The sequence below is a fragment of the Pseudomonas sp. BIGb0164 genome, from assembly GCF_024810135.1.
In the GTDB taxonomy this organism is placed as follows: Bacteria; Pseudomonadota; Gammaproteobacteria; order Pseudomonadales; family Pseudomonadaceae; genus Aquipseudomonas.
The window spans coordinates 171,573-196,788 of the sequence record NZ_JANUEA010000001.1 but is presented as its reverse complement, the minus strand read 5'-3'; the positions used below and the strand labels follow the sequence as shown (position 1 = coordinate 196,788).

Genomic DNA, 25,216 nt, shown 5'->3' with positions numbered 1-25,216 from the left:
ACGCATTTCCTCTTATCAGACAGACAGGCTGTATCGGCTCAAATTGGTCAACAGGTACGGGTCGTGGGCGATGGGGCCACGGCGCCCCGAATCGCCCAGGGCATGGCGCAGGAACGTCTGGGTGCGTTCGCTGGCCGGGTGCTGGAAGATCTGCTGCGCGCTGCCATGCTCGACGATCACGCCGTTTTCGGTGAAATACACCACGTCGCTGATCTCTTCGGCGAAGCGCATTTCATGGGTGACCAGCACGCAGGTCATGCCCTCTTCAGTCAGTTCGCGGATGACGGTCAGCACTTCGCCGACGGTTTCCGGGTCCAGGGCAGAGGTCACTTCGTCGAACAGGATCAGCTCCGGGCGCATCGCCAGGGCACGGGCAATCGCCACGCGCTGTTGCTGACCGCCGGAGAGCTGGCCCGGGTAGGCGTCGGCCTTGTGTTCCATGCGCACTTTGGCGAGCAACGCCCGTGCGTCTTTCTCGGCATCGGCACGGCTGCACCCCAGTACCTTGCGCGGGGCGATCACCAGGTTTTCCAGCACCGACAGGTGCGGGAACAGGTTGTACTGCTGGAACACAAAGCCCACGCGCTTGCGCAACTCGATGCGCTGGGCTTCCTGGGCCAAGGTGTCGACCTGGGTCTGACCCACGCGAATGCTACCGCGCTGGGGCTGCAACAACCCGGTGATGCAACGCAGGATCGTGGATTTGCCCGAGCCCGACGGGCCGATGATCGACACCGCCTGGCCGCGCTGCACGTCCAGGTCGATGCCCTTGAGCACCGGGTTGGCGCCGAACGACAGGTGCACATCCCGCAGGCTCACCAAGGGTTCAATAGAAGGCATAACGGCGCTCCAGGTGTTGGGTCAGGCGGGAAATCGGGTAGCAGTAGGCAAAGAACAGCACCAGCAGGCTCAGGTAGATCACCACGGTGAAACCGGTCATGTTCACCGTGTTGCTGGCGATCTGCGCGGTGTCGATCACGTCATGCACGCCCACCAGCGAAGCCAGCGCGGTGCCCATGGTCACCACCGCATACAGGTTCATCCACGGCGGCAACATGCGCTTGAAGCACTGCGGCAGGATGATCGAACGGAACAGCTGGCCCCGGGTGAACGCCAGTGAACGCGCAGCCTCCCACTGGGTACTGGGGATCGAGCCGATGGCGCCGCGAAAGATCTCCGCCACGTTGGCGCTCGCCGGCAAGGCCAGGCCGAGGGTGACCTTGACCCAATCGGGGAACGACACATAGCTGCTGCCAATGTGGACCTCGAACGGGAACACGTAAGTGGTGAAGTAGATCAGCACCAGCCAGGGCGCATTGCGAAACACCTGCACCCACAACCGCGCAACACCGCCCAACGGCGACAAGGCCAGCGCGCCGATCAACAGGCCGAGCACCGAGCCCAGCCCGATCGCCACCACGCTGATCAAGATGTTCTGGCCAAAACCGGCCACCAGTGCCGGCGACCATTGCAGCAATGCCGACAGCACCGGGAATGAATCAATGGCCATAGCCGGGCATCCTCAGGCGCGCTTCCAGCCAGCGCCCCACACAATTGACGGTAAAACTCAGCAAGCCGAAAAAGCTCAGGATCAGAATCATCAGCTCCAGCACGTTGTCACTCTGGGTCCAGATCATGATCGCCGCGTAGGTGATGTCGCCCACCGCAATCGCCGAGGCCACGGCGGTCATCTTCACCAGGTCGATCAGGTTGTTGATCAGCGACGGCAAGGCAAAACGCAGGGCCAGCGGTAACTGCACGTTCCATAGCAACTGGCGGTTGCTGAAGGCCAGGGAACTGGCGGCCTCCAGGGTTACGGCGGGCACCGCTTCAATACCGGCGCGCAAGGCTTCGGCATGGAACGCGCCCTTGTGCAGCGAGATCACGATGACCACCCAGGCGAACGGCGTGAGTGGGTTGGCGGCGCCGACGGCCTGGGTCAACAGCATGTTCAACACCAGGAACGCGCAGTACAGCTGCACCAGGGTCGGCGTATTGCGCGTCACCTCCACGAACACCCGCGCAGGCTTGGCCAGCCACGGGTTGCCCGACGTCAGCATCGCTGCCAGGCCGGTGCCCGCCAGCAGGCTGCCGATGATGGTGAACACACAGAGCAAGCCGGTGGTCCACGCGCCCTGTACCAGCGTGCCGCGCTGGTAGGCGTCGAGCAGGAAGTTGTAGTTCAGGCCAATGCTTGCAGCCCAGTGGACGAACGCCTCCATCATTGCAATTTCTCGCAGGCAGCGGCGATGCGCCGCCCGGCTTCGGCCACGCTGTCGGTCGCGGTGGCAATGGACAGGCGAAACCACGGCGACAGGCCGTAGGCACTGCCCGCCACACCGGCCACACCCTCTTCCAGCAGCCAGGCCACGACATCCTCATCGTTGTCGATGCGCTCCCCGTCGGGACGATGACGCCCCAGCAGCCCGGCGCAGCGCACGAACACAAAGAAGCCGCCCTGGGGTTCCAGCACCTCCAGACCTTCGACGGTTTCAAGGGTGTTGACCAAGATGTCACGGCGCAACTGGTAAGCCGCAACTTGCTCAGCGAGGAAACCCAGCCCACCGTTGTAGGCGGCCAACGCCGCCGCCTGCCCCACCGATGAAGCCCCGGAGGTGGATTGGGATTGCACCACGGCCATCGCGTCGGTGAGGTGTCTGGGCCCGGCACCGAAGCCGATGCGCCAGCCGGTCATGGCGTAGGTCTTGGACACACCGCCCACCAGCAAGCTGCGCGGCAGCAGGTCCGGCGCCACGTTCAACAGGCTTTGGGGTGGATGCCCGTCAAAGCGAATGTGCTCGTACAGCTCATCCAGCAGGACCAGCACCTGGGGATGGCGACGCAGTACCTGCGCCAACGCGCGCAACTCGGCTTCGCTGTACACCGCGCCGCTGGGGTTGCCCGGGCCGTTGAGGATCAGCCAGCGCGTGCGCCCGGTGATGTGCTGTTCCAACTGGGCCGGCCGCAATTTGCAGCCCTGCTCCAGCCCGCATTCGATGAACACCGGCTCGCCGCCGTTGAAGCGCACGCTGTCAGGGAACGACGGCCAGTACGGGGTGGGCACCAGCACTTCATCGCCGTCATCCAGGGTGGCGGCAAACGCATTGAAGATGATCTGTTTGGCGCCGTTGGCGATCACGATGGACGACAACGGATAGTCCAGGCGGTTTTCCTCGGCCAGCTTGCGCTGCACCGCCAGGCGCAACGCCTTGACGCCCGGCGTGGGCGTGTATTTGGTCGCGCCCGCCGCGATGGCCGCATAGGCGGCCTGTTTGATGTGCTGCGGCGTATCGAAATCCGGCTCGCCGGTGGTGAGGTCGAGGATATCGCGCCCGGCCTCACGCAATTCGGTGGCACGGGACTTGGCGGCCGCGTTGGCCGACAGCGACACCCGCTGCACGCGCCGGGACAGGCGTACGGTCATGGCTGCACCTCAAGGACTTTGCCGGGATTGAGCAGGTTGTGCGGGTCGAGGGCCTGTTTGATGCGACGCATCAGATCCAGCTCCACCGGGCTTTTATAACGGCTGAGCATGCCGACCTTGCGCTGGCCGATGCCGTGCTCGGCGCTGATCGAACCACCATGGGCATGGGCGCTGTCGTGCACCAGGGCGCTCAGCTCGGCGTAGTGAGCCATGTGCGCCTCCACCGTCGAATCCAGCGGATGGGCCACGTTGTAGTGCAGGTTGCCGTCGCCCAAATGGCCGAACGTGAAGTTGCGCACACCGGGGAAATGTTGCTGCAGCAACGCGTCGGTATGCGCGACGAACGCCACCACCTGTGAAATCGGCACCGAGATGTCGTGCTTCATATTGCGCCCGGCGCGCTTCTGCGCCTCGCTCATGTTCTCGCGCAACAGCCACAGGGCTTCGCTCTGGGCGAGGCTTTCGGCGATCAGTGCGTCGCTCAACAGGTTGTTTTCGAAGGCATCGCCCAGCACCCGCTCGAAGGCTTCCCGTGCCTGACTTTCGCCGTGGTTATCCGAGAGTTCGATCAAGGCGAACCAGGGTTGGCCGGCGTTTTTGAACGGTTGCGGGCCGTCGGGGAACTGCTCGCGCAGCAACGCCAGGCAGTCTGCCGTGAGCAATTCGAACGCTGTGAGGCTCGCGCCAAACCCCGCCCGGGCATGGGACAGGAACGCCACGGCCTGGGCCAGCTCATCAAAGGCCAGAAACGCCGTGGCCTGGGCCTTGGGCAGCGGGAACAGCTTGAGGGTGGCCGCCGTGATAATGCCCAGGGTGCCTTCGCTGCCGATGTACAGGTCACGCAGGTCGTAGCCGGTGTTGTCCTTGCGCAAGCCGCGCAGGCCGTGCCAGATCTCGCCTTCGGCGGTCACCACTTCCAGGCCCAGGGTCAACTCGCGGGTGTTGCCATAGCGCAGCACGCCGGTGCCGCCTGCATTGGTGCCAAGGTTGCCGCCCAGGGTGCAACTGCCCTCGGCGCCCAGGCTCAGCGGGAACAGGCGATCGGCATCACGGGCCACCTGCTGGACGTTTTGCAGGATGCACCCGGCCTCCACGGTCAGGGTGTCGTTGTCGGTGTCGATGTTGCGCACGCGGTTCATGCGGTCGAGCAACAACAAGACCGAACGCCCGCTGGCATCCGGCGTGGCGCCGGCCATCAGCCCGGTATTGCCGCCCTGCACCACGATGGGCGCTTTCAACGCCACGCAGGCGCGCACCACCGCCGCGACTTCTTCGGTGTTGGCCGGATGCACCGCCGCGATCACCTGGCCGGTGTAGCGGCCTTGCTTATCGGTGAGGTAATGCGCGGCCTCTTCAGAGGTTTGCACATGGGCCGCGCCGAGCAGGTGTTGCAAGGTGGCGAACAACGCGTCACTCATGGCTGTACTGCTCGTGCAAATCACGCAGGGCCTGGGACGGTGCCATGCCGGTGCGCTCGCCCAGGGCGATCAGGAAACCGCTCTTGTGCCAGTCACGCACGATGGCATCGAGCTTGGCCTGGGTGTCGTGTTCGCCCTTGCGAATCCAGATCACCGATTTGGACGGAATCAGGTCCCCCGGCAGCGGGATCTCATAACCGGACCATTCGGCATCACTGAGCAACGCATGCAGGGTCGGGCTGACGTGCACCGCCGCCACGCACCCGTTGCCGCGCAACGACAGCAGCGATTCGGACTGGCTGCGGAACGCCTTGATCTGCGCGCCGTAGGTCTCTTGCAGCGGCTTGATGAAGTTGCTGCCCTGGGACACGCACACCGGCTTGTCCTTGAGGTCGGCCCACTGCGTGATCCCGGCGCCTTTGCGAATCAACGCCGCGCCGCCGACTTCTTCATACGGCGTGGGCACGTAGTCGAGGATCTCGGCGCGCTCTTCGGTGAACTGCATGTTGGCGATCAGGATGTCGACCTTGCCCTGCTGCAGGAACTGCACGCGGTTGGGCGCCAGCACGGACACCGTCTTGGTCTCGACGCCCAGCGCCTGGCCGATGCCCTTGGCCAACTCCACGTTGTAGCCCAGGTGTTCACCGGTCTTGGGGTCGAGGGTGCCAAACGGCGGGCCGCTGAGGATCACGCCCACGCTGATGGCGTGACGCTGCTGAATCTTGTCGAGGGTGGCATCGGCGTGGGCGAAGCCGGCGCACAAGGCCAGGCCGAGTGCGGCGAAGGTTTTGAAGTGCATGCTCAGGCGCCCTTGAACTGTTTTTGCAATTCCACCAGCGCCGGCGACGCGGGGCTGATGCGGTTACGGGTCTGGGCTTCGATCAGCCAGCCGCTGCGGTGCAGTTCCTTGACGATCGGGTCGAGCCTGGCCTGGGTGTCGCTCTCGCCGCGACGGGTCCAGATCACCGACGGCGCCGGGTTCAGCTCCGGGCTGATGGCGCGGTAGTCCTTCCATTCCGGGCTGTCGTTGATCAGCGGGTTGACCAGGGTGGAGTCATGCACGGCGGCCACGCAGTTGTTGCCACGCAGGGCCAACAGCGATTCGGACGAACTCTTGAAGGCTTTGATCTGGGCGCCGAATTCGGTCAACGGCTTCACGTAGCTGCTGCCCTGGGACGTGCACACCGGCTGGTCCTTGAGGTCTTCCCAGCGAGTGATCTTGCTGTCCTTGAGCACCGCGGCGGTGCCCCCGATGCGGTAGAACGGCGTGGGCACAAAGCCGAGAATTTCACCGCGCTCGGCGGTCCATTCCATGTTGGCGATCAGCAGGTCGACCTTGCCCTGTTGCAGAAACTGCACGCGGTTGGCCGGCAGTACCGGTACCAGTTGCACCTGCGCCTTAAGCTGACGCCCCAATTCATTGGCCAGGTCGACGTTCAAGCCCTTGGGTTGCTGGGTGCTCGGGTCGATGCTGCCGAACGGGCCACCGGACAGCAGCACGCCAACCACCAACACATGGCGTTGCTCGATCTTGTCCAGGGTCGCATCGGCCTGCGCCGCCACACTCGCCCCCAAGGCCACTGCCGTGCCCAGGACCCTCGGCAACCATTTCTTGAACATCATTGGACTTCCCCCAGGCTAATGATCGGCGTACCCCGACCTGATGAAGGGGCATGCTAGGGAGAGTGCGGGGGCAACGGAAATGCAAATATCTCATATCGTTATAACTTGCCGTGTATGGGCAACCTCGTATTCAGGCATAACCCATGTTTTATTGGACGCTGTAAAAAACCGCTTCAACAACACATTAAAATCTGTAATGTTTAACTTCACGCCCTTGATATAAAAACGCCTCTGGAAATGGCCATGTCGACCCTCGATCTCGAACTCCTGCGCACCTTTATCGCCGTGGTCGACCACCACAGCTTCGCCGAAGCCGGCACGCACTTGGCGCGTACCCAGTCTTCCGTGACCCAGCACATGCAACGCCTGGAACAGCAAGTGGGCGTGAGCCTGTTTGAAAAACGCGGCCGGCAGAAACAACTGACCGAACCGGGTTTGCAGCTGTTGCGGCATGCGCGGCAGATGCTGTCGCTCAATGACGACGCGTTGAATTCGTTGCGTGAGAGCAGCTTGAGTGGGGTGCTGCGTATTGGTTCGCCCCATGACATTGCCGACACGATTTTGCCGCCGATCCTCAGCCACATCGCCCGCTCGGCACCGCGCTTGCGGCTGGAGATTGATGTGGGGCGCAGTCCGTTTTTGATGGATGACTTGCACCGGGGCAAGGTGGACATGGTGATTTCCACGCGCTCGGATCCGAACCTTGAGGGGTTTGCGTTGAGGACGTCGCCGGTGTGGTGGATTTGTTCGGCGCAGTACATTCACCAGCCGAGTGAGCCGTTGCCGCTGATTCTGGTGGATGAGCCGAGTATTTATCGGCGGTATGCGTTGGAGGCGCTGGAGCGGGCGAATATCCCGTGGCGCCAGGCGTATCTGGCGTCGAATTTGATCGGGATTAAAGCGGCGACTCGGGCGGGGTTGGGGGTGACGCCGCGGAGTATGGAGATGCTGGGGCCGGATATGCGGGTGTTGGGGGAGACGGATGGGTTGCCGCGGTTGCCGGAGGTCACGTATTACCTTTGGATTCGGCCGAATACGGCGAATCCGATTGCGCGTAAGGCTTATGATTTGATTCGGGGGAGTCAGGGGTTGTGATTGGGGGTATATCCGTTTCTTCGGTAACGGCTACTTATGGTTCCGCCCTTACGGCGGGTCACTTTTGAAAAGAGCCCAAAAGTAACCAAAAGGCTCTTGCCCCAACACTCGGCACCTCGCTCACGCTCGGTGTACCCGTAATCCGACAGTGATTTGGGGGGCCGCCGCCACGCGCCATCCATGGCGCGGGGCGGCTAAACCGGCATCCCTGCCGGTTTACCCCCCAAATCCCTGCCGAATTCCGGCCAGCGTGTTTGACGGGGCGCTTAAGATCAAGATCAAGAGCAAAAGCACAGCGGCCTGACAGCCGGCTGGAGTGGTGTGGAGCAAAAACAAAGGCAAACGCGACCCACTGTAGGAGCCGGCTTGCCGGCGATGGTCGTCAACGATGACGCAAAAAAACCAGGCAAAACGCTGAGCCTCACTGTGGGAGCTGGCTTGCCTGCGATGGCATCAACGCGGTGTACCTGTTTCTCCGAGGTGTCTGCATCGCCGGCAAGCCGGCTCCTACAGGGGAATGCGATCAACAAACGCTACCGGTCGGCTACCAGGCCGCCGCGTCTGCTCTTGATTTTGATCTTAGGCGCCCCGTCAAACACGCTGGCCGAACGCAGGCTTGAATCCGTGGGTAACCCGGCAGGACGGCGGCCCACGGATTCAAGCCGGAGTGAGGGCATGCCGAGCCTAGGCGAGGCACCGAGTGTTGGGGCAAGAGCCCTTTTGGTTACTTTTGGCTGGGCCGGCATTCCGGGCTCTTTTCCAAAAGTGACCCGCCGTAAGGGCGGAACCAATAGCGGCCGTTACCTAAATTCCGGATATACACCCCCCAATAACCCCCTTCAAAACCAAAACAACCGAATCAGCCTCCCCAGCCGTACACAAATTGGTAAACCCCATCAACACCCCCTGCCCACCCCGACAACGCCTGCACCCCCAACCCCGCCTTACCCGCCGCCCGGGCCACCACCTCATCGGGCACGTCCACCAACAACCGCGCCAGCAAGTTAATCCCGCCCGCCTGCTCATCCACCCGCAGAAACTCCGCACAATGCGCCTGCAACGCCGCCACCAACCACCCGCGCCGTTGCGCATACAACTGACGCATCTTCTTCAAATGCCGCGTGAAATGCCCCTGCTCCAGAAAGTCCGCCGCCGTCAGCTGCAGCAATTGCGCACTGCGCTGCTGCAACACCCGGGCGCTGCGTTCAAAGGGTTCGACCAGCGCCACCGGCACCACCAGATACCCAAGGCGCAACCCCGGAAACAGCATCTTGCTGAAGCTGCCCGCGTAGATCACCCGGTCATCGGCATCCTGGCTCTTGAGCGCCGCCAGCGGCTGGCCGCGGTAGCGGAACTCACTGTCGTAGTCGTCCTCCACCACCCAACTGCCCTGCTCCCGCGCCCAGCCAAGCAGGGCCTGACGGCGCGCCGGACTCAGCGCCACGCCCAGGGGGCTCTGATGCGCCGGTGTGACAATCGCCAGCCGCGCCTGACGCTCACGCTGCAGACCCTGCTCAACATCCAGCCCGTCTTGATCCACGGGCACCGGCACCAGCGCTACGCCTTTGTGCTGGAGCAACTGTCGCGCATGCAGATACCCCGGGTCTTCGAACCAGCAACGCTGCCCCGCCATCTCCAGTGCATCGCACAACAAGGCCAGGCCGCCCGAATACCCCGCGCACACGAACACCTGGGACGGCGCGCACTCCACGCCGCGGTACAGCGCCAGGTAGCTGGCGATGGCCACGCGCAGGGCCTGCACGCCACACACATCGCCCATGGCCAAACTGTCGGCGTCGGTGCGCCGCACTTGCTGGGTGACCAGCCGCGCCCAGAGTTTGCGCGGGAAGGCATCCAGTGCCGGCAGGCCCATTTGCAGGGGGCGCGGGCCGGAGGTGACAGGTGCCGACACCGGCACGCTTTTCAATGCCACCTGCGCCAGCGATTCGGCAACCACCGTGCCGGCCTGCCCACGGGCTTCGAAAAACCCTTCGCTGACCAGCAACTGGTACGCCGTTTCCACCGTGCCTCGCGCCACCTTGAGTTCCTGGGCCAATGCGCGCACCGACGGCACGCGCTCGCCGGGGCGCAGTTGGCCCTGGTCGATGGCCAGGCGAAAACGCCGGTAGATTTCCTGGTACTTGGGCAGTGACGACATCGCAATCGGGCTCGGCGGTAAGACAAGGCGAAGTCTGATCATGTCCCAACCCACTTGTCCAATCATGCCCCTGTCGAGCACCGCACCGGCCACCGAAAATGGCGCATCCCCTGACGAACACAAGGATCGCACCATGAAACACCGCCTCGATTACGCCCTGGCCGCCCCTGCCGGCTACAAAGCCCTGGGTTCGGTACACAGCTATGTCCACGGCTGCGGCCTGGAAAAAGAACTGATCGACCTGGTGTACCTGCGCGTCTCGCAGCTCAACGGCTGTGCCTACTGCCTGGACGCCCACTCCCGCGACTTGCTCAAGCTGGGCGTGAGCCTGGAAAAAATCATGCTGCTGGCGGCCTGGCGCGAAGGCTTGCCGCTGTTCACACCGCGTGAACAGGCCGCCTTGGCCTGGGCCGAAACCGTCACCCACGTGGCACAGACCCAGATTCCCGATGCCGACTACGCAGAGGCCACGGCAGTGTTCAGCGAGAAGGAAATCGCCGACCTGACCCTGGCGATTGCCCTGATGAACGCCCTGAACCGCGTCGCCATCAGCTTTCGCAAAGTGCCGGCGGCGATCAAGGCGCACCTGGAGAACCTGAACGATGAATGAGCACGTCAAATTCACCCCCATGGAAACCGAAGCCGACTGTCTCGCCAGCTTCGCCGTGATGCAGCAGCTGCGCCCGCACCTCACGGATGCGCCAGCATTTGCCAAGCAAGTCCAACGCCAGCGGGAGAACGGCTATCACCTGCTGGCCGCCTGCGAGAACGGCAAGGTCATCGGCCTGATCGGCTACCGGCACACCGAGAACACCCTGTATGGCCGCTTCATCTATGTGGATGACCTGGTGGTAGACGCCGCGCTGCAACGCCGGCGCCTGGGGGAACAACTGCTCGAGCGCGTACGCGAGGAAACCCGCGCCCTGGGTTATCGCTACCTGGTCCTGGACACCGGCCTGCACATGGTCCTGGCGCAGCGTTTCTACTTCCGCCAGGGCTTGTTGCCCAAGGGCCTGCATTTTTCCCAGGACCTGAACCAATGACCCGCGCCCTGCTCCTCAGTTTCAGCCCCCACGGCAAGGCCGCGCACACCTTCAAGCTGGCTCGGGCCTTTTTAAGCGACTTGGTGCCCGGGGCTGCGGTCATCGAGCGCGACTACGGCGGCCAAGCGCTGCCACCGCTGACCCGCGAGTACGCCAATGCATTGACCAGCACGGGCGGGCTGAGTGGAAACGCCACGGCCTTGTCAGAGCAGTTGATCGTTGAACTGGAGGCCTGCGACCTGCTGATCATTTGCACCCCAGTGCACAATTTCACCGTGCCGGCCGCGCTCAAGGCCTGGGTCGACCATGTGGTGCGCATCCAGCGCAGTTTCACGGTCAACGAACAGTTTGAAAAAGTCGGCCTGCTGGACGACCGGCGCACCTTTGTGCTGGTCAGTTCCGGCAATTCGCGCAAGGGCCATGAACCGGACTTTCTCACGCCCTACATGACCGCCATCCTCGCGACGGTAGGCATCCGCAGCGTGGAGTTCGTTTACCTGGGCGCCATGGTGCGGGGTGAAGATGCGGTCAAACGGGCCGTCGAGCAGGCCCATCGGCAACTGTCGGAGGCAATCAGCACTGGCCTATAAAATTAATGGCGCTAGAATCGGCGCCATTCTTTGCCCGCCTCCCTGACACGAGCCCCTCCATGAGCTTTGATTTCGACACGATCCACCCTCGCCTCGGCACCGGCAGTACCAAGTGGAACCGTTACCCGCAAGACGTTTTGCCGATGTGGATCGCCGACATGGACATCGCCGCGCCACCCGCCATTCTGCAGGCACTGCACGCGCGCCTCGACCAGCAAGTGCTGGGCTACAGCGTGGCCGGCCCGGATGTGCGCGACGCCATCGTCGCGGACCTGTGGGCCAAGTACGCCTGGCGCGTGTTGCCCGAGGAGCTGTTGTTCCTGCCCGGGGTGGAGCCCGGTTTCAACATGGCCCTGCATGCCTTTGTGCAACCGGGCCAGCCCGTGGTGCTGCAAACCCCCAACTACCGTCCGATCCGCCTGGCGCCCGGTCACTGGAACCTGCCGCGCATCGAAGTGCCGTTCGAGTTGATCGACGGCGAATACCACACCCCGCTGCCCGCAATGCGCGAAGCACTCAAGGGCGCCGGCGCGCTGCTGCTGAGCAACCCGCACAACCCCATGGGCAAGGTTTTCCCCCGCGAAGAGCTGCAAGCCGTGGCCGATGCGTGCCTGGAAAACGGCGCACTGATCATCAGTGACGAAATCCACGCCGAGCTGTGCTTCGACGGCCGTCGCCACATTCCTACCGCCAGCCTCAGCCCAGAGATCGCCCAGCGCACCATTACCCTGATGTCGGCGAGCAAGGCCTACAACGTGGCCGGCCTGAAGACCTGCTTTGCCGTGGTGCAGAACGCTGAAATTCGCGAGCGCTTCAACAACGCACGCTGTGGCATGGTCGACAGCGTCAGCCCCCTGGGCCTGGAAGCCACCCGCGCCGCCTACAGCCAGTGCGGCGAATGGCTGGACGCGCTGGTGCAGTACCTGCAAGCCAACCGTGATTACCTGTTGAACGCCGTGCAGACCCGTTTGCCAGGCGTGGTGATGCACGCGCCACAAGGTACTTACCTCGCCTGGCTCGATTGCAGCGCCCTGGGCCTGGACGACCCGCAGCAGTTCTTCCTCGAACAAGGCAAAGTCGGCTTGAGCGCCGGTATCGAGTTTGGTGATGACAGCCAACAATTCGTGCGCCTGAACTTCGGCTGCCCACGGGCGATGCTCGAAGAAGGCCTTAAACGCATGGAGCAGGCCCTGCGCCACCGCCAGGCCTAATTCACAACTTTTCGCAACGAGTGCCCAACCCCTGCTGTTACTGTTTTTACCGCTACGTCCCACCGGTAACAGTAGGAGTTCCATGGCATGACGACACAGCCCCTCGATCGCGCGTCCGACCCCAAAGCCCTTCCCCGCACGCCGCCCAAATCCGGCGCGGCGTTCCATGTGCTGCTCAAGAACAGCGCCAACAAGAAGGTCGAGGCCCAGGACAAGACGCCGTCGGGGCTCGATGCCAGCAAGCAGCAAGGCTATGAGCTGGCCGCCAAGGACGCCACGCCACCGCCGGCCCTCGCCGACTACAAGGCCATCGGCCCACCCGACGAAGTCGGGCCCGGGCTGATCCGCTATGAAACCCAGGACGGCAAGAAAGTCATCGTCAGCGAGCACGACAGCCCGGAACTGTTCAAGCAGGTCAGCGAAGACTTCAAGGCGCTCTCCGGCGTGGTCGCCAGCCAGAATGCCGGCTATCAAAGCCTGGGCGGCGATGCCACGGCCCCGGAAAAACTCGCCGACTACAAATCCCTCGGCCCACCGGATGAAACCGGCCCGGGCGTGATCCGCTACGAGACCCAGGACGGCAGCAAGTTCGTCGTCAGCCAGCGCGACAACCCCGAAGCGTTCCAGAAAGCCAAGAACGACTACGAAAGTTTCATGGGCCTCTCCAGCAGCGAAGATGCCGGCTACAAGCGCGCCAGCGACAACGAAGTGTGGCCGCCCTACGCCGGCACCACCGTTGGCCCCGAAGACGAAGTGGGCCCGGGCCTGATCCGCTTTGAAAGCAACGGCCAGAAAATGGTCGTGGCTCGCGACGACAACCCCAAGCTGTTCGACTACCTGGCAGGCCTGCACGAGGTCTACACCCACCCGGACAAAAAAGCCGTGGTCGAAGGCGAACTCAACAACGGCGCGGTGCTCGCCGATGCCAACACCCCGGTTCCAGGGCTGAACGACTACAAGACCTTCAGCTGGAACAACGACCAGAAAGACAGCATCCTCACCTACGAACTGCACGACGGTACCAAGGTGGTGGTGTCGTCCGACGTCAGCCCCGAGCTGTTCAAGAGCGTCGCGACTGCCCATGACACCTGGGACAAGATCCACACCAGCGAAGACGCCGGCTACAAGCTGGCCGGGCCGAATGACTTCCTGAAAAACACCGACATCACCTTCGGCTCACCGGATGAGCTGGGTGACGGCCTGATCCGCTATGAAACCAGCGAAGGCAAGGTCATCGTGTCCAAGGAACTCAGCCCGCAGCTCTACGACGACGTCAAGGCCAAGTGGGACGCCTTCAGCGCCGGCGCGGTGGACGACACCCGCAGCAAGCACAACCTGCCCAAGGCCGGCGACCTCGATGTGCTGAACATGGACACCGGCGTGCACGCCGATGAAAAGGACGACAAGTCGCCAACCCTCAGCGTCAGCGAACTGGCCACCACCCAGTTGATCGACACCTACCGCGCCGGCGTCAAGGACGGCTCGATTCCCAAGGACGACCCACGGGCCAAGCTGGTCCGCGCCCTGGAAGCCCAGGCCGCCTACCAGAACGGCCATGGCATCACCGGCTATGAAGAAGCGCGGCGCCCGTTCAACACCACGTGGCGCGAGTTCGATGACAAGCAGACCGAGCTGACCTCGGCCGACATGCACGACATCATCGATGGCAAGGCAGTGCAGCAACAGATCGGCGAGCTGTTCAAAGACCCGACGGTGCAGGCCGACTACAAGGCAAAGATGGACGACGCCATCAACAAGCTGCCGAACAAGGACGAGATCAAGCAGAAGCTGCTGGACCTCACCGCCAACCCGGACTACGTGCTGTACCTCAAGGACCTGCAAGACCAGGGCAAGACCTCCGAGGCGCAAAAGGACCTCAGCGACACCCTCACCTCGCTGTCGCTGTTCGACCCCGAAGCCGCGAGCAAGGCCGCACAGAACATCCAGGCCGACGGCTTGACCACCGACCTCAACGCGATCCTCTCGGACCCGAGCAAGATCTCCGACGAGAACAAGGAACTGGCGACCAAGGACCTGTTCGGCCTGCTCAAGGGCGTGCTCAAGGGCACCCTGCTCGACCTGCCGCGCCGCTCCCAGGAAACCCTGGAGAAATTCCTCAACGAAGGCCTGCAAGGCAAGGAGAAATCCGCCGCCGTCACCAAGGCCCTGGAAGAACTCGGCGAGGTGTACAAGAACAACGGTGCGATCAGCGAAGCCGACCTCAAGACCGCCCTGAGCAAACCCTATATCCCGGTGGCCGATCGCGGCATGCTCGGCGAGGTGTTCCACACCCTCAACAGCAAGGGCATCCTCGGCTCCCTCGGCGCCGGTGTGACGATGTTCTCGGCGATTTACCAACTGGTGGGCAAAGGCGGCAAGCTGGGTGAGACCCCGGCCCAGCGCATGACCATCGCCAAGGACTTCCTCAGCTTTGCCGGCGGCTCCAGCCACTTTGTGCGCCTGGGCGACAAGATCGGCGAAACCCTGGGCAAAGGCGGCCTGGTGGACTTCCTCGGGCTGGACAAGACCCTGCCGGAAATCTGGGGCAAGAACGGCCTGCAGGAGCCGAACTTCGAATTCCGCACCAGCGAACTGCCCACCGAGGTCAAGAACAAGATCGCCACCGCCCTGGACGCCGTGCCCGACAGCCAGTACGACGGCATCTCCAAGCTGTTCGGCGAAAGCGACAAGGCCGTCACCGAAGCCACCGAAGGCCTGGCCACCCACCTGGATGACGGCCTGGCCGCCGCGGGCGCGGCCAAGCTGGGCGCGTCCAAGTCAGCCAAGATTGCCGGTTCGGTGATCAAGGTACTCGGCCCGGCCACGGACATCGCCGGGGGGTTTGCCGATATCGTGTTGGGCGCCCTGGCGATCAAAAGCGGTGTCGACAGCAAAGACCCATTGGCCCAGGCGGCCGGCGGCCTGCAAGTGGCGGGCGGTGCATTCGGCGCCTCGGCCGGGGTACTGGGTGCCGCCGCACTGTTTGGCGCAGGCACGGCGGCGGCGCTGACCGGGCCGTTGTTCCTGGTGGGTGTGGTACTGGCGGTGGTGGGTGGGATCATCGGCTACTTTGTCGATCACAACAAAAAGCAGAAGGCCACCGAGAAAGAAAACGACTGGTACCGCGACCTGGCCGGCGACGGCCTGCTGCAGGACAACTGGGCCGATAAGGTCGAGTACGCCCACTACGAAATCCACCACTACGGCGGCCGCGACGCGCCGACCGACGACAGTATCTTTCGCTTCCAGCAATCGGAATGGGAACACTTCGACGAAACGCCGCAAAAAGGTGGCTCGTCGAGCAACCGGTTGGACGGGGGCTTGCACAAGCACTACGAAGACCCGAACACGCCGCCCAAGCAACTGCCGTCGGACGCTCCGCCGGAGAAACCGCAACCTCACCCACCGGGGGGCAGCGGCGCAAAAATCATCTGACCGGCCTGCACATGGCCATTGACTGGCTGGCACCTTGGCGAGGTGGCCAGCCAGCTGATGGAGCTATCAGGCCGCTGGCAGCGACTCAGGCTTAGACGTATCAGCCTGGATTGTAAGGCTGTTCACCTGCAGCGTTCGGTCCGCGGAGCCGTCTCGACGCGGTGCGTTGATCACCATCATCACCCCGTCGTTGGTGATGAACACAGGTCGGGCCTTATTGTCCTTTGCATCACTGGAGAACGCCCTCGTAAAAAGCAGCGTTCGGCTGTTCCCCGGCGTGCCGTCACTCACATCAACCGACAAATCACCCGTACTCGACACACGCCATCCGGAGATCTGTGCCGCGCTGTAGTCGAGTTTGACGACACTGCTGGCGGGGTCGTCGATCACCACCTTCCTGTACCCTTTGTTCACGATGTAGGTGTTGTGCCCGCCTTCTCCCGTAATGTGGGCACCGCCCTGCACACGCACAACGTTCGCGCCTTTGCCGGTGAACACCACATCCTTTTCACCGTTGAGGGTGAACAGGTTGTTCTCATCATTGCCCTGGATAAAGCTTTCCCCGCCCTCCACCGTACTCACGCTGGAAAACGATTGAAAATGCGCGATTTTCTTCACCCCCTCCGTATTCGAATCCTCGGTTTTGACCGAGATCGTATTCGTCTTGAAGTTAATCACGTGGCCTGCGTATCGAGCGGTTTTATCCTGCCCGTCTTCCTTGTACGACGTTGTTAATGCACCGGAAAATGCCAAGGTATTACGACCACCGTGACCATCGAGTGATGTTTGCCTTGGGCTGGTGCCGTCCTTGGCGGTCGTCGAACCCACTTGCTCGGCCTGCGACAACGTCTGACGGGCATCGGCGTTAAACACCACCGTATCGTCGGCGTCCCCGCCGTTAATGGCCTTTTTGCCGCCGCCCATCAAAAAGTAATTGGGCTTGGACTTGATACCCGTCACCCAATCATCGCCACCACCCAGATCCCACAGCGTGGTCTTATGCTCTCCGGGCACACCCTCTACGGCAATGACAGACTTGCCGTTCCATGAGTTGAACGTACCTGAAATATGGTCATTCCCGCCCGCGGCTTCAACCTTAGTGACTTGGCCCGGCACACTGATCTGGTGCAGCAACCAGGTAATGGGCGAATACCAGAGCGCCGGCGTCAGCGGGACCGTACCCGGCACCTGCTTGGCCTCGACATCTGTTGAGCCGATCACCACCCGCTCAAACTGTTCTTTGCCCGGGCCGTCCAGAAACGCTTGGTAGCGGGCCCTGTTCTGCTGCTCGTATTCGGTGCTGTATTTCTTTTCCAGGTAGGGTTTCATCACATCGAATCCTGGCTCAAAACCCAGGAATGATTTAACGCCGGTGACGAATTTCTGCCCTCCCGTCAGCGGTGTGTATTTCTCAATGTCTTCTACGGTACGCACAGCCGTATAAATCATCTGCGCAGTCATCAAGACCCCCGCCACAATCAGCCCCGCCGGCCCTGCAGCACTGGCGCCCGCCAGAAACGCAGTGCCCAGGACGATCGATGTCGTCGCGCTGGCAATCGAAAATGCACCGTTGACGTAATGGTCTTGAGCCTGTTTCCCGGTGCTTTCACCTGCATCTTTAAAGGATTTGACGGCCTGGTAGATGTCAAAGGGAACACTGATGACCAGGCCGGCCCCACCCCCGACCTTTCCTATCATCTTGCCGACGCTGGACGCTTTGAAGCCAAGTACCGAAGGCCCCATCTTGCTGGCGGTATGTTGCGCCACCTTGTTCAGGCCAGCTTCGACCCCCATCCCGACATAATCGGATGCCACCGCCCCAAGGCCGATTGCACCCCCTGTTGTATCGCCTTTCTGAAGGCTCTCGATAGAACTGCGCAACCCTTGATACGTGCTGAAAGCCCGAAATCCAAGCCCGGCGGCATTCGTTTTTGCCCCGGGCTTGCCAGTCGCTGGCGGGGAAAAAAAATCGGCGGGCATTGGTTTCCCGCTACGCACCAGATCACGTACTGCCGCGGATCGCTGTGATGTTTCAGCGACAAACTTCTGAAGCGTGTCAGGAACGAGCCCGCCATCGCTGCGAGTCATCAAAGGGGCGTCAGTGGGACTGCGATTGGCCGCCAGTTCGCTGACAATGTTTGCCATGCGTTCAGCGTCTTCAGGCGGCGCCGATTGCAGGTACGCCAGGAGGCGGGTGTAGTCGATCTGCACCTTACCGGTTGTATGTCCCTGCGAATCAGGGACCATTGCACCTACTACCGGCTTGCCGCCAACCTGTACCCCCATTTGGTAAAGCTCGGCGCGACTGACGTCCATCTCGCCAACGCGGATTGGCGGTTGGCTGGCGTCCTGGGCTTGCAGGCGCTTGAGTTCAGCGTCGCCCTCTCTGGAGAATGTATTGCGTCCTTGGGGTGCGGCCGGCGCTGACTTATCCGTGCTTGGCAACAACAAGTTTTCGACCGCGTTTCGGGTATTGCTGTGCAAACGCACCCCATAGAGACGCGCGGTATAGGCGCCCTCTACCACTTGGCGTGGATTGGCGTGCGAACTGACCGGCGCGCCATCCACCAACTTCAGAAACCCGCCGGAATCACCGTTGTAATGACCCAGCATGCCGAGTTTTCCGAGCAGCAACGCCGCTTGTTTTGCGGTGATTGGAGCGTCGCCGTTGCGTTGAGCCTGGCGACCCACTTGATCCGCGACAGTGCCGCCTTTGGCCGCAGGAGGGTTGAAGAAATCATCACCGACAATCAAAACAGGAGGACGCTTCATAAACAACTGCGTTTGCGGTCGACTACCGGGTTTGGCAATGATGACATTGATGGTCGAACCCAGTGACTTCACCACACCTGGATCACTTTGCTGAAGCTTGAGCAACGCGGCTGTTATTGCGTCGGTCACGTGCTGTGACTGGTCAGGCCCCATACTGAGATCGCGAGCCATATTGAACTCGATGCCCTGAATAACAGCGCTCTCAGATTTCTTGTATTTCCCCAGTTTATCGATAACCAGATGAGCCCGCTTTTGTTCCATACGCTCAAAGGCATAGGGGTAGTCAGCCGGCCCGCGCGCCTCATTGATTGCAGCGATCAACTTCTGCTCCAGTTCGATCATACGAGGCGAAAGCGCGCTGCCTGGATGATGGCGCATAAAACGCCTTACAGCGGCCACCGCCTCTATCGCTTTATGAAACTGCGACATCCCCTTGGAGCTATGCACGTGTTTCAACTCATACGAAACTCTGTTGTAGTCGGTCATCTCGGCAGAAGATGGCCCTGCTCCCTGAAACGTCAGATTTTCCGCCGTTGGAACATGTGAAACATTGATAATATTGAGAGTATCCAGCCCACTGAGAGGAGCGTTGTACATAAATCTTATATCGTTTGACGCGCCAGAAAGGGCTGGCAGGTGATCAGGATTAAATACACTTATTTTGTACAGAGGTTTTCCGCCACTCTGAAATTCTGTCTCCAAAGAACCCTTCAGCGCGGGGTGTTCAAATATCTTTTTCAGTCCTTTTTTAAAGCTTTCTTTGGAAGAGAACATAGTAAAACCAAAGTTCGGATCGAAGAAGTAGTAGGCGTGCTGTCCTTGGGGATTGACAATGACACCTGCTGTCACACGGTGACCGCCAGTGCTGATCAAGAGTGTCTTGGTGGTGGGCGAGTTGATCAGTTCCGAGGCGATGGCGGCAGGAGGCACAAACTTCGTGGTCTTCGAATCATGCGCAACATCGGGATCTGTAACGACCGCGTGTACTTGAGCCAGTTTCTTGAAAAACGCCAGGGACTCAGGCGCATCCGGATCCGCAAGCGCCTGATAGATGTTACCCAGAAAGATATGCTCTTTTCCCTCGGCTATCGCCAGCGACATTAAGTGAGATATCCCTGCACATTGCCCTGGGGACAACTGGTTGATGACCCGCAGATAGAATCCCTGGGACATCGGCGTTACTTTTACACCCTCACCCGTCATTATTTTCGTAAACAGATTGACATCTTCAAGTCTTTCGTTACCCAGTCGCTTTTCAATCATAAACTTCAAAGCACCCATCTGCTCCGGAGTGAACGACGGGGCCAGGCTCAGCCGCATAAGCTGAATATTGCTCATGTCCTTGAAATAACCCGGCAACACGACAGCAAAAGGGTTGTTGTAACCGTTCATGAACGACTCATAGTTGAGCCCCGACTTAGCCTGGCTGACCTTGCTGATAAAATTCGCAGGCACGTCGTGATCCGGTATAAAAACAGGGGGCGGAGTAGCCGGCAGGTCGGCAGTATTAGGAAGTTGCCTGCGCGTACGCTTATGGGTGGCGTCACCCGCGTGTTCATTGGGGGGAAAAATGGGAATATGACGCGAGCCGGTTGCCGAGGGGTTTAGGTGCATAAGTGTCCAAACTAAAGATATATAACCTTGCCCTCCCTGCAACATGAATCCCTGGCCTAAACATACAAAATGGCAAAGGGCGTCAATGTAAGGATTATCTGAACAATGCTATTTACAACGCGCCCAATAAGTTCCCAGTTAATTTATTATCAAGCATTGCGCTTGTGAGCATGATGCAGAAGGTAATAACTTTGGAAAAGAACAGCGGGAAACCGGCTGGCCGGCTCCCTGTTCAGATACCTACAACTTGGCGATGGACACTTCAGTGGACTTCACAAAGGCAATCACCTCACTGCCCACCTTCAATTCCAGGTCACGCACCGAGCGGGTGGTGATCACCGAGGTCACGATCCCGGACGCGGTCTGCACGTCGATCTCAGACACCACCTCCCCCAGCAGGATTTCCTTGATCACGCCCTTGAACTGGTTGCGCACATTGATCGCTTTGATGGTCATGTCGGCTTTCCTTTTGGCTGTTGGGTCAATCCGCACGAATGCGCAGGCCCTCAAAATGCGCCAACGCTGAAGACATTAAAAGGAATATATAACTCTTTATTTATTCTTAATGGATATATAAGCACTGTTCGCCTATCAACAGTGGATCAACACTCTGCCCTGTTCCATCACAGTACGTTCAGCGTAAAACCCCGCAAATGCGCCTCCGCGCGAGCTGGCACAGAGACTGCATATTCCTATAAGGCATGATGGAACATGCCGTTTCAGTTTTCTGAATATAAGAAAAGCCTTCTCTCAACGCCTTGTTCGCTTATGTAACCCGGAGCTGTTCCATGACCCTCTTCACCACACGTTTACTCGGCGCGTGCGCCCTCGCCCTGTGCCTTCAACCCCAGGCATTTGCCGCAGAAACCGACCCGGCCCAAGTCAATCTGGATTACGCCTACTACTCGCCCGTGAGCCTGGTGCTCAAGCATTTCGGCTGGCTGGAGCAGGCGCTGCCGCAGACCAAAGTCGGCTGGGTACTGAGCCAGGGCAGCAACCGCTCGCTGGAGTACCTCAACAGCGGTGGCGTGGACTTCGCCTCGTCGGCCAGCCTGTCGGCGGTGTTGAGCCGCGCCAATGGCAGCCCGATCAAATCGGTGTACGTCTACAGCCGCGCCGAATGGACCGCGCTGGTGGTACGCAAGGACTCGCCACTCAAAAGCGTCAACGACCTCAAGGGCAAGAAAATCGCCGCCACCAAGGGCACCGATCCGTACCTGTTCACCCTGCGCAGCCTGCAAAAAGCCGGGCTGAAAAAGGACGACGTGGAACTGGTGCACCTGCAACACCCGGACGGCCGTACCGCGCTGGAGAAAGGTGACGTGGACGCCTGGGCCGGCCTCGATCCGCACATGGCCGCCAGCGAAATCCAGGCCGGTTCGCGCCTGCTGTACCGCAACAAGGACTTCAACAGCTACGGCGTGGTCAGCGTCACCGAGAAGTACGCCAAGGAGCACCCGCAGACCATCACCAAAGTGCTCGGTGCCTACGAAAAAGCCCGCGACTGGGCGGTGAAGCACCCGGATGAGTTCGCCAAACTGCTCGCCGACGAGTCCGGCCTGCCGCTGGAAGTGGCCAAACTGCAGTTGTCGCGTACCGACCTGAGCACGCCCTTCCTGAGCAGCAAGGATGTGGTGGCGTCCAAGGCCGCCGCGCCGATCCTGGTGTCCGAAGAATTGGTGCGCAAAGGCGTGAATGTGGACCAGGTGATCGACCAGTTGATCGACACCTCGTTCGGCCATTAAGGAGCGCGTGATGACAGGCAAAACCCAAGCACTGCCGCTTGCCGCGTCGGTGGTGATTAACCGCAGTGCGTGGCCGCGCCGCCTCAAGGGCCTCGTGTTGCCGGCATTGATCCTGCTGGTGCTGGAGGTGGTGGTGCGTGTGGGTTGGCTGCCGTCGTACCAGATGCCGGCGCCCAGTGAGGTCGCCACGACACTCACTGACCTCGCCGAAGGTGCGTTGTGGAAACACATCAGCGCCAGTCTGTTACGGGTGTTGCTGGGCTTTGTCATCGGCGCAGGGTTGGCCCTGGTGTTTGCCGCCTGGGTCGGCCTGAGTCGCGAGGCCGAAGCCTACCTGGAACCGACCTTCGCCGGGCTGCGCTCGATCCCGAGCCTGGCCTGGGTGCCGTTGTTGCTGCTGTGGCTGGGGATCGATGAAACCTCGAAGATCGTGCTGATCGCGATTGGCGCGTTTTTCCCGGTGTACCTCAACGGCGTGGCGGCGATCCGCGACATTGATCGCAAGCTGGTGGAGGTCGGGCAGATGTACGGTTTCAGCAGACGCCGGCTGGTACGGCGGATCCTGCTGCCGGCCGCCCTGCCCGGCCTGTTTACCGGGTTGCGCAGCGGCTTGAGCCTGGCGTGGATGTTCCTGGTGGCCGCCGAGTTGATCGCGGCCACCAAGGGCCTTGGGTATTTGCTCAGTGACGGGCGGGAAACCTCACGGCCAGACATCGTCCTGGCAGCCATCATCGTGTTGGCGGTACTCGGCAAGATCACCGACGGCCTGCTGGCAGCGCTGGAAAAACGCTGCCTGGCCTGGCGCGACACCTTCAATGGCCAAGGAGCAGAGCAATGAGCAGCCAACCGTTGTTGCAGATCCATGTTCAACGCAAAAGCTTCGCCACCACCACCGTGCTCAAGGATGTGCGCCTGGCCTTGCAACCGCGTGAGGCCGTCAGCCTGCTAGGCCCCAGTGGCTGCGGAAAAAGCACACTGTTGCGGATCGTGGCCGGGTTGGAGCAGGACTATCAGGGAGAACTGCACAGCCCCGAGGGCGAGGTCGCGTTTGTGTTCCAGGAACCCCGGCTGATGCCTTGGCTCACGGTGGAACAGAACATCGGCTTCAGCGACGACGACCGTTACGACAAAGCCTGGGTCACCCAACTGATCGAGGAAGTCGGCCTCACGGGCTTCGCCCAGGCGCTGCCCAAGGCGTTGTCCGGTGGCATGGCGCAACGGGTAGCCATTGCGCGCGGCCTGTATTCACGCCCGCAGGTGTTACTGCTGGATGAGCCGTTCAGTGCGGTGGATGCGTTTACCCGCATGAAGCTGCAGGACTTGCTGCTGCAACTGGCGGCGCACCATGCCATCGCGTTGTTGCTGGTGACCCATGATGTGGATGAGGCGCTGTATTTGAGTGATCGGGTGCTGGTGATGGACAACCGACCGAGCAGCATTCGTCAGGAACTGGCGGTGGACCTGCCACATCCGAGGGATCGGCGCGACCCGTTGCTGGCCCAGCTCAAGGCATTGTCCCTGACCGAGCTGCAACGTGCCCACGTCATCTGACCCACCCCTGTAGGAGCCCGGCTTGCCGGCGATGGGGCCCTTGAGGACACCATCGCCGGCAAACCGGGCTCCTACGAGGTTGTATCAGGCCAGGGATTTGCGGGGGGTCAGGGTGACCCAGTAGCGGGTACGTGCGTGCACTTCCAGGCCGAGGGTAGAGGCCAATAAAGTGAGAATGCGATCCGTGTCATCCAGGCGAAAGCTGCCCGTCACCCGCAGCGTTTCCAGGCTTGGGTCCCAGCGCAACACGCCCGGGCGATAACGCTCCAACTCGCGCAGGAAGTCACCCAGCGTCTGGTTCTGCGCCGTCAGCACACCGTCACGCCAGCCCAGTTGCGACAGGTCAAACGGTGCCCACGCGCCCAGTCCGCCGGCATTCAGCGACGCCTGCTGCCCCGCCTGCAACGTTGCCATTTGCCCATTCAAGTCGCGCACCTGCACGGAACCCTTGAGCACTGACACCCGGCAACCCGCAGCCAGTTGCCGCACGCAAATGTCGGCCTCCCTCACCTCCAACTCGCCGTAGCGCGTGCGCAGCGTCATCGCTGTTGGGCCCGGCACGGTCAGCGCCAGTTCACCGTCCACCAGGGTGATACGGCGCTGCGCCAAATCCACATCCACCGCCGTCGCGGTATTGAGCTGCAAGCTGGCCCCATCCGCCAATGGCAGGCGCTTGCGCTCGCCGATGGCGGTATGCAGGTCGGCACGCCAGGTCTCGATGGGCAATTGGCGGCTGATCAACCAGGCTGTCGGCACCAGTGCCGCCAGGCCCAGCGCACGCTTGAGCACGGCGCGACGCCCAGGTTGCGGGCGGTCGAGGCTGGCCATCGCCAGCGCCGGGGGCAAGTCGTTGAAACGCTGGCGCAAGGACTGGGCTTTCTGCCAGGTCTGTTCGTGCTGGGGGTGGCTGTCGCGCCATTGCTGCAAGTTGGCGTGATCGCCTTCGGTGGCTGCGCCGGATTCCAGCAGTGCCAGCCATTGCGCAGCGGCGCGGGCGACGTCGCGGCTCACAGGTCCACCAGCAAACAATGCTCGTAGGCCTGGGCCATGTAGCGTTTTACCGTGCGTTCGGACACCTCCAGCCGCTCGGCAATCTCGCGATAGCCCAGGCCTTCCAGTTGGCTCCACAGGAACGCACGGCGCACCAGGCTCGGCAAGCCGTCGAGCAATTCGTCCAGAGCTTGCAGTGTTTCCAGCACCAGCCAGCGTTGTTCCGGCGACGGCACGCAGGCATCAGGAAGGCTCGCCAGGGCGTTCAGGTAAGCCTGTTCGAGACTGCGCCGTTGATGAAAATTCACCAGCAAACGCTTGCCGACTGTCACCAGGTACGCCCGGGGCTCCTGCATCTGCGCGACCGGTTGAGCACTGGCCAGCACCCGCAGGAACGTATCTTGGCTCAGGTCCGCCGCATCCCAGGCGTTGCCCAGGCGGCGTCGCAACCAGCTTTCCAGCCAGCTGCGATGGTCGCGGTACAGGCTCGACAGCGTATGTTCCGGAGCGTGGGTCGAGGCAACAGCATCATTCATGGCAACAGACC

Annotated in this window: 20 protein-coding genes and 1 pseudogene; 9 read left to right on the top strand and 12 right to left on the bottom strand. The window is 61.5% G+C overall.

Going from position 1 to position 25,216, the window contains the following annotated elements; all coding sequences use genetic code 11:
- Window positions 1-15 precede the first annotated feature (15 nt).
- From M2394_RS00770 to M2394_RS00740, 7 genes are read right to left on the bottom strand one after another with little or no spacing between them, the layout of a single operon-like run.
- Complete coding sequence (locus M2394_RS00770; protein ID WP_178924517.1) at window positions 16-840, bottom strand: amino acid ABC transporter ATP-binding protein; 825 nt, start codon at window positions 838-840, stop codon at window positions 16-18.
- Window positions 827-1,510, bottom strand: a complete 684-nt coding sequence (locus M2394_RS00765) for an amino acid ABC transporter permease (RefSeq protein ID WP_259171275.1) — start codon at window positions 1,508-1,510, stop codon at window positions 827-829. Before M2394_RS00765 ends, M2394_RS00770 begins: the two co-directional genes overlap by 14 nt.
- Window positions 1,500-2,225, bottom strand: a complete 726-nt coding sequence (locus tag M2394_RS00760) for an amino acid ABC transporter permease (RefSeq protein WP_259171274.1) — start codon at window positions 2,223-2,225, stop codon at window positions 1,500-1,502. The genes M2394_RS00765 and M2394_RS00760 overlap by 11 nt, the downstream gene beginning before the upstream one ends.
- Window positions 2,222-3,424 (bottom strand): aminotransferase class I/II-fold pyridoxal phosphate-dependent enzyme, encoded by a 1,203-nt coding sequence (locus M2394_RS00755; protein ID WP_259171273.1) that lies wholly within the window; start codon window positions 3,422-3,424, stop codon window positions 2,222-2,224. Before M2394_RS00755 ends, M2394_RS00760 begins: the two co-directional genes overlap by 4 nt.
- Window positions 3,421-4,842, bottom strand: a complete 1,422-nt coding sequence (locus M2394_RS00750; RefSeq protein WP_178924509.1) for an FAD-binding oxidoreductase — start codon at window positions 4,840-4,842, stop codon at window positions 3,421-3,423. Before M2394_RS00750 ends, M2394_RS00755 begins: the two co-directional genes overlap by 4 nt.
- A complete protein-coding gene (locus tag M2394_RS00745) occupies window positions 4,835-5,641 on the bottom strand; it encodes a transporter substrate-binding domain-containing protein (RefSeq protein ID WP_178924507.1) in 807 nt (268 codons plus the stop codon). The genes M2394_RS00750 and M2394_RS00745 overlap by 8 nt, the downstream gene beginning before the upstream one ends.
- Window positions 5,642-5,643: 2 nt before the next feature.
- Window positions 5,644-6,465, bottom strand: a complete 822-nt coding sequence (locus M2394_RS00740; RefSeq protein WP_178924505.1) for a transporter substrate-binding domain-containing protein — start codon at window positions 6,463-6,465, stop codon at window positions 5,644-5,646.
- Between the two features lie 243 nt (window positions 6,466-6,708).
- Between M2394_RS00740 and M2394_RS00735 the strand changes: the two genes are divergently transcribed.
- The gene (locus M2394_RS00735) at window positions 6,709-7,560 is read left to right on the top strand and encodes a LysR substrate-binding domain-containing protein (RefSeq protein WP_025858264.1); all 852 of its coding nucleotides are present in this window, start codon (window positions 6,709-6,711) and stop codon (window positions 7,558-7,560) included.
- Window positions 7,561-8,364: 804 nt separating this feature from the next.
- Here the strand turns inward: M2394_RS00735 and M2394_RS00730 are convergent.
- Window positions 8,365-9,718, bottom strand: a pseudogene (locus tag M2394_RS00730) (PLP-dependent aminotransferase family protein).
- Between the two features lie 133 nt (window positions 9,719-9,851).
- Here M2394_RS00730 and M2394_RS00725 point away from each other — a divergent pair.
- From M2394_RS00725 to M2394_RS00705, 5 genes are all read left to right on the top strand, one after another.
- Entirely contained in the window at window positions 9,852-10,328 is a 477-nt protein-coding gene (locus M2394_RS00725; RefSeq protein WP_178923014.1) for a carboxymuconolactone decarboxylase family protein, read from the top strand.
- Complete coding sequence (locus tag M2394_RS00720) at window positions 10,321-10,761, top strand: GNAT family N-acetyltransferase (protein WP_259171271.1); 441 nt, start codon at window positions 10,321-10,323, stop codon at window positions 10,759-10,761. The genes M2394_RS00725 and M2394_RS00720 overlap by 8 nt, the downstream gene beginning before the upstream one ends.
- The gene (locus tag M2394_RS00715; protein WP_259171270.1) at window positions 10,758-11,351 is read left to right on the top strand and encodes an FMN-dependent NADH-azoreductase; all 594 of its coding nucleotides are present in this window, start codon (window positions 10,758-10,760) and stop codon (window positions 11,349-11,351) included. Before M2394_RS00720 ends, M2394_RS00715 begins: the two co-directional genes overlap by 4 nt.
- A 59-nt stretch (window positions 11,352-11,410) precedes the next feature.
- The gene (locus M2394_RS00710) at window positions 11,411-12,562 is read left to right on the top strand and encodes a MalY/PatB family protein (RefSeq protein WP_178923020.1); all 1,152 of its coding nucleotides are present in this window, start codon (window positions 11,411-11,413) and stop codon (window positions 12,560-12,562) included.
- A gap of 87 nt (window positions 12,563-12,649) precedes the next feature.
- On the top strand, window positions 12,650-15,997 hold the full coding sequence (locus M2394_RS00705; RefSeq protein ID WP_259171269.1) for a hypothetical protein: 3,348 nt from the start codon (window positions 12,650-12,652) through the stop codon (window positions 15,995-15,997).
- 66 nt (window positions 15,998-16,063) lie between these two features.
- Here M2394_RS00705 and M2394_RS00700 read toward each other — a convergent pair whose 3' ends face one another.
- Complete coding sequence (locus tag M2394_RS00700) at window positions 16,064-20,161, bottom strand: hypothetical protein (RefSeq protein WP_259171268.1); 4,098 nt, start codon at window positions 20,159-20,161, stop codon at window positions 16,064-16,066.
- Window positions 20,162-20,623: 462 nt separating this feature from the next.
- Entirely contained in the window at window positions 20,624-20,839 is a 216-nt protein-coding gene (locus M2394_RS00695) for a molybdopterin-binding protein (protein WP_003173733.1), read from the bottom strand.
- Between the two features lie 332 nt (window positions 20,840-21,171).
- On the opposite strand from M2394_RS00695, the gene M2394_RS00690 reads away from it, so the two are divergent.
- From M2394_RS00690 to M2394_RS00680, 3 genes are read left to right on the top strand one after another with little or no spacing between them, the layout of a single operon-like run.
- Complete coding sequence (locus M2394_RS00690) at window positions 21,172-22,128, top strand: aliphatic sulfonate ABC transporter substrate-binding protein (RefSeq protein WP_259171267.1); 957 nt, start codon at window positions 21,172-21,174, stop codon at window positions 22,126-22,128.
- A 10-nt stretch (window positions 22,129-22,138) separates the two neighbouring features.
- Complete coding sequence (locus M2394_RS00685) at window positions 22,139-22,966, top strand: ABC transporter permease (protein ID WP_259171266.1); 828 nt, start codon at window positions 22,139-22,141, stop codon at window positions 22,964-22,966.
- Window positions 22,963-23,679 carry an ABC transporter ATP-binding protein gene (locus tag M2394_RS00680; RefSeq protein WP_178923028.1) on the top strand — a complete coding sequence of 239 codons (717 nt, stop codon included), beginning with the start codon at window positions 22,963-22,965 and terminating at the stop codon, window positions 23,677-23,679. Before M2394_RS00685 ends, M2394_RS00680 begins: the two co-directional genes overlap by 4 nt.
- An 84-nt stretch (window positions 23,680-23,763) precedes the next feature.
- On the opposite strand, the gene M2394_RS00675 is transcribed toward M2394_RS00680, so the two are convergent.
- Together M2394_RS00675 and M2394_RS00670 are read right to left on the bottom strand one after the other, a co-directional pair.
- Entirely contained in the window at window positions 23,764-24,690 is a 927-nt protein-coding gene (locus M2394_RS00675) for a FecR domain-containing protein (protein WP_259171265.1), read from the bottom strand.
- Window positions 24,687-25,205, bottom strand: a complete 519-nt coding sequence (locus tag M2394_RS00670; protein ID WP_259171264.1) for a sigma-70 family RNA polymerase sigma factor — start codon at window positions 25,203-25,205, stop codon at window positions 24,687-24,689. The genes M2394_RS00675 and M2394_RS00670 overlap by 4 nt, the downstream gene beginning before the upstream one ends.
- Window positions 25,206-25,216 lie beyond the last annotated feature (11 nt).